The sequence below is a fragment of the Pseudomonas borbori genome, from assembly GCF_900115555.1.
GTDB lineage: Bacteria > Pseudomonadota > Gammaproteobacteria > Pseudomonadales > Pseudomonadaceae > Aquipseudomonas > Aquipseudomonas borbori.
The window spans coordinates 1-9227 of the sequence record NZ_FOWX01000062.1 but is presented as its reverse complement, the minus strand read 5'-3'; the positions used below and the strand labels follow the sequence as shown (position 1 = coordinate 9227).

General features: G+C 62.9%; 8 protein-coding genes. 3 read left to right on the top strand and 5 right to left on the bottom strand.

The window, feature by feature from the left end:
- Positions 1-737: 737 nt before the first annotated feature.
- Complete coding sequence (gene gbcA, locus BM315_RS23405) at positions 738-2027, bottom strand: glycine-betaine demethylase subunit GbcA (protein ID WP_090506023.1); 1290 nt, start codon at positions 2025-2027, stop codon at positions 738-740.
- 366 nt (positions 2028-2393) lie between these two features.
- On the opposite strand from gbcA, the gene gbcB reads away from it, so the two are divergent.
- Entirely contained in the window at positions 2394-3494 is a 1101-nt protein-coding gene (gbcB, locus tag BM315_RS23400) for a glycine-betaine demethylase subunit GbcB (protein WP_090506021.1), read from the top strand.
- A gap of 35 nt (positions 3495-3529) precedes the next feature.
- On the opposite strand, the gene BM315_RS23395 is transcribed toward gbcB, so the two are convergent.
- The 4 genes from BM315_RS23395 to BM315_RS23380 form a co-directional block, all read right to left on the bottom strand.
- The gene (locus BM315_RS23395; protein ID WP_090506017.1) at positions 3530-4129 is read right to left on the bottom strand and encodes a pyridoxine/pyridoxamine 5'-phosphate oxidase; all 600 of its coding nucleotides are present in this window, start codon (positions 4127-4129) and stop codon (positions 3530-3532) included.
- Positions 4130-4188: 59 nt separating this feature from the next.
- The gene (gene sorU / locus BM315_RS23390) at positions 4189-4503 is read right to left on the bottom strand and encodes a SorU family sulfite dehydrogenase c-type cytochrome subunit (protein ID WP_090506015.1); all 315 of its coding nucleotides are present in this window, start codon (positions 4501-4503) and stop codon (positions 4189-4191) included.
- Between the two features lie 4 nt (positions 4504-4507).
- Positions 4508-5695, bottom strand: a complete 1188-nt coding sequence (gene sorT / locus BM315_RS23385; RefSeq protein ID WP_090506013.1) for a SorT family sulfite dehydrogenase catalytic subunit — start codon at positions 5693-5695, stop codon at positions 4508-4510.
- Positions 5696-6148: 453 nt separating this feature from the next.
- A complete protein-coding gene (locus BM315_RS23380) occupies positions 6149-7192 on the bottom strand; it encodes a threonine aldolase family protein (protein WP_090506011.1) in 1044 nt (347 codons plus the stop codon).
- 277 nt (positions 7193-7469) lie between these two features.
- Here BM315_RS23380 and BM315_RS23375 point away from each other — a divergent pair, with 277 nt between their 5' ends.
- Both BM315_RS23375 and BM315_RS23370 read left to right on the top strand, forming a co-directional pair.
- A complete protein-coding gene (locus BM315_RS23375; RefSeq protein WP_090506009.1) occupies positions 7470-8213 on the top strand; it encodes a TraX family protein in 744 nt (247 codons plus the stop codon).
- Between the two features lie 229 nt (positions 8214-8442).
- Positions 8443-9227 (top strand): serine hydroxymethyltransferase (locus BM315_RS23370; protein ID WP_141124023.1); only part of this gene is annotated, 785 nt, incomplete at its 3' end.

Genomic DNA, 9227 nt, shown 5'->3' with positions numbered 1-9227 from the left:
AATCTTGCGACTAGCAGTCTTACCTCACAAGCACCCACACGAATTGCTTGATTCAGTTGTTAAAGAGCAGTGGCTGAGCCTTTCGTCTCAACCGAGGCGCGCATTCTACAGCACCTCATCTTTCCGTCAAGTTGTTTTTCGAAGTTCTTTTCCGAAGAAAACTTTTCTACTCAACCGCTTGCGCCTCCGATCAGCTTCTGGCATCTCGTCAGCGGGAGGCGAATTCTACAGCGTTTCAAACCGCTGTCAACCACCTCTTTTACCGCTTCCGATCACCTCGACCGAATCACCGACAAGCCCAAACCACCACCTTGTCAGCCCGGCGCATTCTACACGGCTTTCGCCCCTTTGCAACCCCTCTTTTTACGCTAACCTCTTGTTTTACAAGAGATTTGCAGAGAGGCGTGCGCCTGAAGAGGTGCGCATTATAGGCCCGAAAGAAACTACGTCAAGCCTTTATTAGAAGCTAGTTGCCGGCCGCGGCTGTCCACACAGCCCCCTCTAATTCTCGCTGTGAATCAAGGCCGTTGCGACCATGTCGTTCAGGCTGGGGTCAGAACCGTGGAGTTCGCACTATATGTAGGCGCTCTGTCTGGCCTGCAGGCGGCGCAGCACGCCGGATGCGCCAACTGGCGAAACCACTATATAAGGTCAGCAGAATAACCAGCCCCAGGCCAATCGACATCAGTTCGCCTCCACAAACGCACCAGCCCGCACAGGCGGGCTGGCAGCAACAGTCAGTCGTTGATCTGGCGCAGATGGGCTGCCGGGGCGGCACCGAGGTTGTTGAGCAGGCGCTCGCTGTACCAATCGATAAAGTTGACCACACCAAACTCGTAGGTTTTCGAGTACGGCCCGGGCTGATAGGCCGTGGAATTGATGCCGCGCTGGTTTTCCTCGGCCAGGCGACGATCCTGGTCGTTGGTCGCGTCCCATACCTGACGCAGGCGCGCCACATCGTAGTCGACGCCTTCCACTGCGTCCTTGTGCACTATCCACTTGGTGGTGACCATGGTTTCCTGGGCACTGATTGGCCAGACGGTGAAGACGATGAGGTGATCGCCCATACAGTGGTTCCAGGAGTGCGGCAGATGGAGGATACGCATGGAGCCGAGGTCGGGGTTCTGGATGCGACCCATGAGTTTCTTGCTGCCTTGCTTGCCATCCATGGTCATGGACACGGTGCCCTTGAGCAGCGGCATGCGCACGATGCGGTTACGCAGGCCGAAGCTGGCGTGGGCGTAGGGAATCTTCTCTGCGTCCCACTTGGCGGCGGACTCGGCGACGTGGTCCTTGAACGCCTGGCTGGCGCGCGGATCGGTGACGTCATCCCACTCCAGCAGGGTATTGAGCAACTCCGGGTGCGCACCGTTGCAGTGGTAGCACTCGCGGTTGTTCTCCAGGACCAGCTTCCAGTTGGCCTTCTCCACCAAGGTGGACTGCACCGCCACCTTGGTGTTCTCCATGTCGTAGGGCTCCATGTAATGGGCCAGGGTAGCGAGGAACTCGTCGATCGCCGGCGGAGTTTCGGCCAGGGAGATGAAGATGTAGCCGCCCGCGGTTTTGCACTGCACCGGCTTGAGGCCGTAGTCCTTCATATCGAAGTCGGCGCCCATCTCGGTGCCGGCGAACAAGAGGCGGCCGTCGATCTCGTAGGTCCACTGATGGTATGGGCAAACCAGCTTGGCCACCTTGCCCTTGTCGCTGGTACACAGACGCGAACCGCGGTGGCGGCAGACGTTGTGGAAGGCATGCACCACACCTTCGGCGCCGCGAATGACAATGATCGGGTTATCGCCGATCTGCAGGGTCAGGTAGTTGCCCTTGGCCGGGATCTCGCAGGTCATGCCGGCGATCAGCCATTCCTTGTGGAAGATTTCCTGCATGTCGATCTGGAACAGACGCTCGTCGCTGTAAAAGGGCTGCGGCAACGAAAAGGTCCGCTCGCGGCTCTGCAGCATCTCGGCGGTGGCCTTGCGTGCCGGTTCCAGGGGATCGCCCAGACCCAGGGTAGAAGTGACGTCCATCGGTAACTCCTCAATGGCGGCTCGCTGTGCGAGCGCCGCAAAAAGTGGCTGTTTCGGTTGCTACAAAAGGCGACGTGACTGAACCTCCGCAAGCCGCCTGCCGAATGGCGGTTCTTATGCGGAATCGAGAGAGTCGGACGCTCTTATCCAGTTGTTCGGCTGGAGTTGAGTGTGGCGATGGATGCAACGCTAACCTTATCCATGGGCGACATGGCCACATCCGTTTCCGACGCTGAAAGCCCCGCCCCTAGCGACAGGTCGTGATAAGCATGTAAATGTCGCTCATGGATAAATGAACACGCTGACCGTTGCGCACAATCCATCGCAATAGGCCAACGTCAGGCCGCAGCGCGCGAGAGACCGACCATGTCGAACGATTTCTTCAATCCCGTTACCACTCAGACCTGGAGCAACGGTCGCCACCTGGTGCGCTGCGTCAAAGCCATCCAGGAAACCTGGGATGTGCGCACCTTCTGCTTCATGGCCGAACAACCGGTGCTGTTCTTCTTCAAGCCCGGCCAATTCGTCACCCTGGAGCTGGAGATCGACGGGCAGCCGATCATGCGCTCCTACACCATCTCCAGCTCGCCCTCGGTACCCTACAGCTTCTCCATCACCATTAAACGAGTACCGGGTGGCAAGGTCTCCAACTGGTTGCACGACAACCTCAAGGAAGGCGACGAACTGGCCGTACACGGCCCGGTCGGCCTGTTCAACGCCATCGACTTCCCGACGGACAAGGTGCTGTTCCTCAGCGGCGGTGTCGGCATTACCCCGGTGATGTCCATGTCGCGCTGGTTCTTCGACACCAACGGCAATATCGACATGGTCTTCGTGCACAGCGCGCGCACGCCCAAGGACATCATCTACCACCGCGAACTGCGCCACATGGCGTCGCGCATCGAGAATTTCAAACTGCACCTGATCTGCGAAAAATACGAACTCGGTGAAACCTGGTCAGGTTACCGCGGCTACCTGAACCAGCGCATGCTCGAACTGATCGCCCCGGATTTCATGGAACGGGAAGTCTTCTGCTGCGGCCCGACCCCGTACATGCACGCAATCAAGCGCCTGCTCGAGAGCAACGGCTATGACATGCGTCGCTACCATGAGGAGTCCTTTGGCGCGACGCCTGCAGATATCCGCGAGGAGGTCAAGGAACTGGCCGCGGAGGCCGCCGACGCGCCGCCGGTGCCGATCGCCGACCAGCATCAGGTCGAGTTCACCAGCACCGGCAAGAGCATTCGCATCAACCCCGGAGAAACCGTGCATGCCGCTGCGGCCAAGCTCGGCCTGCACATCCCCAAGGCCTGCGGGATGGGCATCTGCGGCACTTGCAAGGTAATGAAGACCGCTGGCGAGGTGAGCATGGAGCATAATGGCGGGATCACCGACGAGGACGTAGCCGAAGGTTATATCCTCTCGTGCTGCAGCGTGCCCCAGGGCGACGTGGTCATCGACTATTGATCGGGCAAGACGTTTAGATCACACCCCTGAGCAACTCAGGGGGTGATCACCGCCTCAGTCCATAGCCCATCCGCGTCTTTCAGGTACCTGACACGCTCACGCATGCGTTGCCAGCCGGATGGCCAGAACTCGATGCGCTCAGGCTGAAGACGGAAGGCGCACCAGTTCGGACTGCGTGGCACCGGCTCGAAACCCAGAGCCTGTTCAAGTTGGCGCACCTGCCGGCGCGCCTCGCCTTTTTCTGCCGCAGGAGCCCCCTGCGGCAGCACCCAGGCTGCCAATTGTGTCTCGCGCGCCCGCTTGCGCCAGTAGTTGTCCGAGGCCTCAACGGACTGCCGGATGACGTCGCCTTCGAGCGTCACCTGTTCCTGCAACTCGCGCCAGAAGAAGCACAGCGACGCGCGCGGATTGTCGATGAGCTGCTGGCCCTTGCCGCTCTCGGTATTGGCGAAGAACAGCAGCCCCGGCTCCTCGACCGCAACGATGTAGACCATGCGCACGGACGGGTGGGCGTAGCGATCCGCCGTCGCCAACGCGGCGGCATGAGCCTCGTCAACACCCTGTGCGGTGGCCTGCTCGATCAGCCGCTGCAACTGCTCCAGGGCTTCTCGATAAATCGCTTCGCTGCTCTTCATGCTCGCTAGTCATCCTCTGCCGGTGCCGATCCGTAGCGATACTTGTCGGGGTACGGGGTTCACTGCCCGGCCACCTGAGCCACATAGTGGGCCACCGCGTCGATCTGCTGCGCGCTGAGCGATGCGGCAAAGCTCGGCATCACGCCGACACCACCCTGTACCGCCGCCGCGACTCGCTCGACGCTCGGCTTGAGCTGATCCAGATCGGGGCCGATGACGCCGCCGGCACCTGCTTCGCGCAGACTGTGGCAGAGGCTGCAGGACGGCTGCGCCTGCTCGATGAACACCTGTCGACCAAGCGCCAGACGCGCATCACCGGCGTCCGCCTGCACCATAGCGAGCAGGCTGGCCAAGACGAACGCCAACCTCGCCATCGACTCAGACCACCACAAGGCTGACGGCATGATCCTGCCAGCCATTGTGGCCGTAGCCGCGCTCATTATCCAGGCGCTCCTCGGGCTGCACGGCACCCTGGGCATCGATCGCCCGGCTGGCCAAGGTGTAGCGCCCCGGCTTGAGTTCGGCGATCAACACGAACGGCCGCCAGGCGAAGGGCCCCAGATCCGGGCCGACGAAGCGCGCCATCTGCCAGTTCTTGCCAGCGTCCAGGGATACTTCGACCCCCTGCACCGCCCTGGCCCCACCGAACGCCACACCCTGGATCCGCACCCTTCCGGCCTTGGCCTGGTGCAGCGGCTGGGTGATCCAGGACTTGACGCTCATCTCCCACATTGACGGCTGATCGGGCGCGCCACCCTGGCCGACCGGACGGATGCGGTAGCCGGAGGCCTGGATCTTGGCATCGGTTTGCGCGGCGGTGAAAGCCACCTGCTTGACGTACTTGATGTTGTTCACCCCGTAATAGCCGGGCACCACCAGGCGCAACGGGCCGCCGTGCGCCAGGGACAAGGGCTCGCCATTCAACTCCCAGGCGAGGATGGCGTGCTCCAGCGCGCGCAACGGCACCGAACGCTCGACCAGCAGATCTTTCGGTTCGATACCGGCGGGCAAAGTCTCGCCACCGGTGCTGGTCATGTACTCCAAACCATCGCCAATGCCACCGAGCGCATCGACCACGGCGCTGACCGGCACCCCGCTCCAGAACACGCAACCGGCCGCACCCACCGTCCACGGGGTACCGCTAGCGCCGTGGGGGAAGAACGCGCGACCGTTGCCCGAGCACTGCAGCACGCAGGCCACGGTCTCGACGCCGAGGTTCTTGAGTTCGCCCAGGGTCATGCTGCGCGGGTTCTTCACGCCCTGGAAGGCGACCGTCCAGGCGTCAGGGTCGGCAACGATGGCGGGATCCGGTGCCGGCAGGTTGTTGCGCACGAACAACTGCTCGTTGGAGGTGACGATACTGGTGCCGATCGCCTCGCGCCTGGTTTCCAGGGTGTTGGCGCTGTGCACGATCAACGCCGCGGGATTCTTCCAGTTGACGTAGTCCGGCAGCGGCATCTCGGCCGCCAGGCTGAGCGGGCTGAATCCGAACAGGCCGGCCGAAGCGACTGCTCCGGCGCTGCCCAGTAGCAGTTGCCGACGCTGCAGATCAAAGGTGTCGTTCATGGGGTACTCCCTGGATATGCGACGCGCGCAACACGCAGGAAGGAGAACCGGAATATCTGGGAAAGGGGGCGAGTCGCGCGCGAGTGCGGGGTGAAAGGGGACAGACGCCTAGAAGCGGACTCTCCCCCACAAGCCGGGGCATGGGTGCTTTCCTCTCGGTGTCAGGCAGGGCTATTTGCCGTGACTTGTTTTGGTCTAGGTTCCCGACTTCCCCCTGTCAAGGTAGGTGGTCGGTTGCCCCGCAGGCCCCGGGGAAAATGACTGAGCAAAGTCACAGGCTCGCCCCGCTGATCGAGCAGCAGCGGCATCGACTGTTTTTTGATCAACGCCGGCAGGGCTAGCAGGGAATGAACAGCTCAACTACAGCCCGCCGCATAGTTTCCGCGCGCAAGATCGGGTCAACCTGCTGCTATTAAATGTAAATTTGTCGACAGCCGGCGGACGAGGCAAGCCCTATCCCGCCGCCATGGCCATGCGGATATCCGCCGCCAGCTCGCGCACCCGCTCTTCTTCGGTGTCCCAGGAGCACATGAAGCGCGCACCGCCGGCGCCGATGAAGGTGTAGAAACGCCAGCCTTTGGCGCGCAGGTTTTCCAAGGCCGCTTCGGACATCTGCAGGAACACGCCGTTGGCTTCCACCGGGAACATCAGGCTGATGCCCGGCACATCGTCGACCAGCTCGGCGAGCAGCCGCGCGCACTGGTTGGCATGCCGCCCGTATTTCAACCAGGCGTCGCTCTGCAGCAGGCCGACCCAGGGCGCGGACAGGTAGCGCATCTTCGAGGCGAGTTGGCCGGCCTGCTTGCAGCGGTAGTCAAAATCCTCAGCCAGCGCCTTGTTGAAGAACAGGATGGCCTCGCCCACCGCCATGCCGTTCTTGGTGCCGCCGAAGCAGAGCACGTCGACCCCGGCCTTCCAGGTCAGTTCGGCCGGGCTGCAGCCGAGAAAGGCGCAGGCGTTGGAGAAGCGCGCGCCGTCCATGTGCAGGTTGAGGCCCAGTTCGCGGCAGGTGGCGCTGATCGCGCGGATCTCTTCGGGGCGATAGACAGTGCCGACCTCGGTGGCCTGGGTCAGGGTCACCACCCGCGGTTTGGGGTAGTGGATATCCTGGCGTTTGAGGGCGATCTCGCGGATCGCCGCCGGCGTCAGCTTGCCATCCTCGGTCTGCGCCAGCAGCAGCTTGGAGCCGTTGGAGAAGAACTCCGGGGCGCCACATTCGTCGGTCTCGACGTGGGCGGTGTCCGAGCAGATCACGCTGTGGTAGCTCTGGCACAGCGCCGCCAGGGCCAGGGAGTTGGCCGCGGTGCCGTTGAAGGCGAAGAACACTTCGCAGTCGGTTTCGAACAGCTGACGGAAATGGTCGGCGGCGCGCGCCGTCCACTGGTCGTCGCCGTATGCGCGGTCATGGCCGCGATTGGCCTCGGCCATGGCGGCCCAGGCTTCCGGACAGATGCCGGAATAGTTGTCGCTGGCGAACTGTTGCGATGAGTCGGACATGGCTCGTTCCTTCTGTTCATTGGGTCATCGGCACTGGCGCTACTTTACCCCGGTGTCTGGCGCGGGGAGCACGCCGCGGCGACATCTTGTTTATTCCAGGCGCTGTGTCGGTCGCGATTCGCGCAGGTCGTGCGGCCATGCCACGCCATATGGAGTACCTTCGCCTAACAGGCCGTTGAAAAACGTAGGCGAGGCAGCCGAGCCTGTTTTTAACGCCGTATCGGCAACGTAGGTAGTTTTTCAACGGCCTGCTAAACGCCAACCGATGAGCGCCGCCATGTCGACCCCTTCCCCAGCCCTGGCCAGCCGTCCGCGTGATGCCGCGCTGGATCTGCTCAAGTGGCTGGCGCTGCTGAGCATGTCGATCGATCACCTGCGGCATGTCTGGCCGCCGCTTTACGCCCTCTATATTCCCGGGCGCCTGGCCTTCCCGCTGTTCTGCCTGGCCATCGCCGCCAACCTGGTGCGGCCGGCGGCGCGCCCGCGCCTGCCGGTACCGTTGCGCTATCTCGGTCTGTTGCTGCTGTTCTCGCTGCTTTCCGAGTGGCCGTATCGCCTGTTGGTGCAGGCGCCGCAATCGCTCAATGTGCTGCCGACCCTGGTCCTCGGCCTGCTGATTGCCAGCGGTGTGCAGCAGCCCAGCGGCCAGGCGCGCTGGCTGGCCATCGGCGCCCTGCTGCTGGCCGTTGTCGCCCACCCCTGGCTGATGTTCGGCGTCGCCGGGGCGCTACTGCCGGCGGCGTTCGTCTATGCATTGAAGCGCCCCCATCCGGCCTGGGTCTGGCCGCTGCTGCTGAGCCTGCTGGCCAATTACTGGCCGCCCTTCTATGTCGACGCGGCGCGCGGCGAGCCCTTTGCCTGGGCGGTGATCCTCAGCTGCGCCCTGGCGCCGCTGTTCGGTCTCTGGCTGCTGCGCCAGTCGCTGCAGATCCGTGTTCCGCCGGTACGCCGCTGGGCCTACCTGTTCTATCCCGGGCACTTTCTCCTGCTCGCGGCTGTGCGCGAATACTGGCTGCGCTGACGGCCCCGGCTGCGTTGCACGGGGCTCGGTCGGGTCGCGGCGAAATACTCGCATGACCGACAGCGACCTGTTGCCGACGCGCATGTCGCAAACGCAACCTCCCATGGCGTAGATAGGCATCTGGCTGTTCAGGGCGAGTCATACCATCGGCTGCACAAGGGTTCAACCCCGATTCCGCCCCCTATTCCGACACAAAGGCGCCACGACGTGGCACCGCAGGAGATCAGCGATGTTCAGCAAACAAGACCAGATTCAAGGCTACGACGACGAACTGCTCAGCGCCATGGATGCCGAGGAGCGCCGTCAGGAGCATCACATCGAGCTGATCGCCTCGGAAAACTACACCAGCAAGCGGGTCATGCAGGCCCAGGGCAGCGGCCTGACCAACAAGTACGCCGAAGGCTATCCGGGCAAGCGCTACTACGGTGGCTGCGAGCACGTCGACGTGGTCGAGCAGCTGGCCATCGACCGCGCCAAGCAGCTGTTCGGTGCCGATTTCGCCAACGTCCAGCCACACTCCGGCTCTTCGGCCAACAGCGCGGTGTACCTGGCCCTGATCAATGCCGGCGACACCATCCTCGGCATGAGCCTGGCCCACGGCGGCCACCTGACCCATGGTTCCAAGGTCAGCTCCTCCGGCAAGCTGTACAACGCCGTGCAGTACGGCATCGATACCACCACCGGTCTGATCGATTACGACGAAGTCGAGCGCCTGGCCGTCGAGCATAAGCCGAAGATGATAGTCGCCGGCTTCAGCGCCTACTCCAAGACCCTGGATTTCCCGCGTTTTCGCGCCATCGCCGACAAGGTCGGTGCCCTGCTGTTCGTCGACATGGCCCACGTCGCCGGCCTGGTCGCCGCCGGCCTGTACCCCAACCCGATTCCGTTCGCCGACGTGGTCACCACCACCACCCACAAGACCCTGCGCGGCCCGCGCGGCGGCCTGATCCTGGCCAAGGCCAACCCGGAGATCGAGAAGAAGCTCAATGCCGCGGTGTTCCCCGGTGCCCAGGG

Excerpts from the sequence above, each read along its gene's own strand:
- gbcA (WP_090506023.1), bottom strand. The coding sequence starts at position 2,027 with ATGGACGTCACTTCTACCCTGGGTCTGGGCGATCCCCTGGAACCGGCA.
- gbcB (WP_090506021.1), top strand. The coding sequence starts at position 2,394 with ATGTCGAACGATTTCTTCAATCCCGTTACCACTCAGACCTGGAGCAAC.
- BM315_RS23375 (WP_090506009.1), top strand. The coding sequence starts at position 7,470 with ATGTCGACCCCTTCCCCAGCCCTGGCCAGCCGTCCGCGTGATGCCGCG.
- sorT (WP_090506013.1), bottom strand. The coding sequence starts at position 5,695 with ATGAACGACACCTTTGATCTGCAGCGTCGGCAACTGCTACTGGGCAGC.
- BM315_RS23395 (WP_090506017.1), bottom strand. The coding sequence starts at position 4,129 with ATGAAGAGCAGCGAAGCGATTTATCGAGAAGCCCTGGAGCAGTTGCAG.
- sorU (WP_090506015.1), bottom strand. The coding sequence starts at position 4,503 with ATGGCGAGGTTGGCGTTCGTCTTGGCCAGCCTGCTCGCTATGGTGCAG.
- BM315_RS23380 (WP_090506011.1), bottom strand. The coding sequence starts at position 7,192 with ATGTCCGACTCATCGCAACAGTTCGCCAGCGACAACTATTCCGGCATC.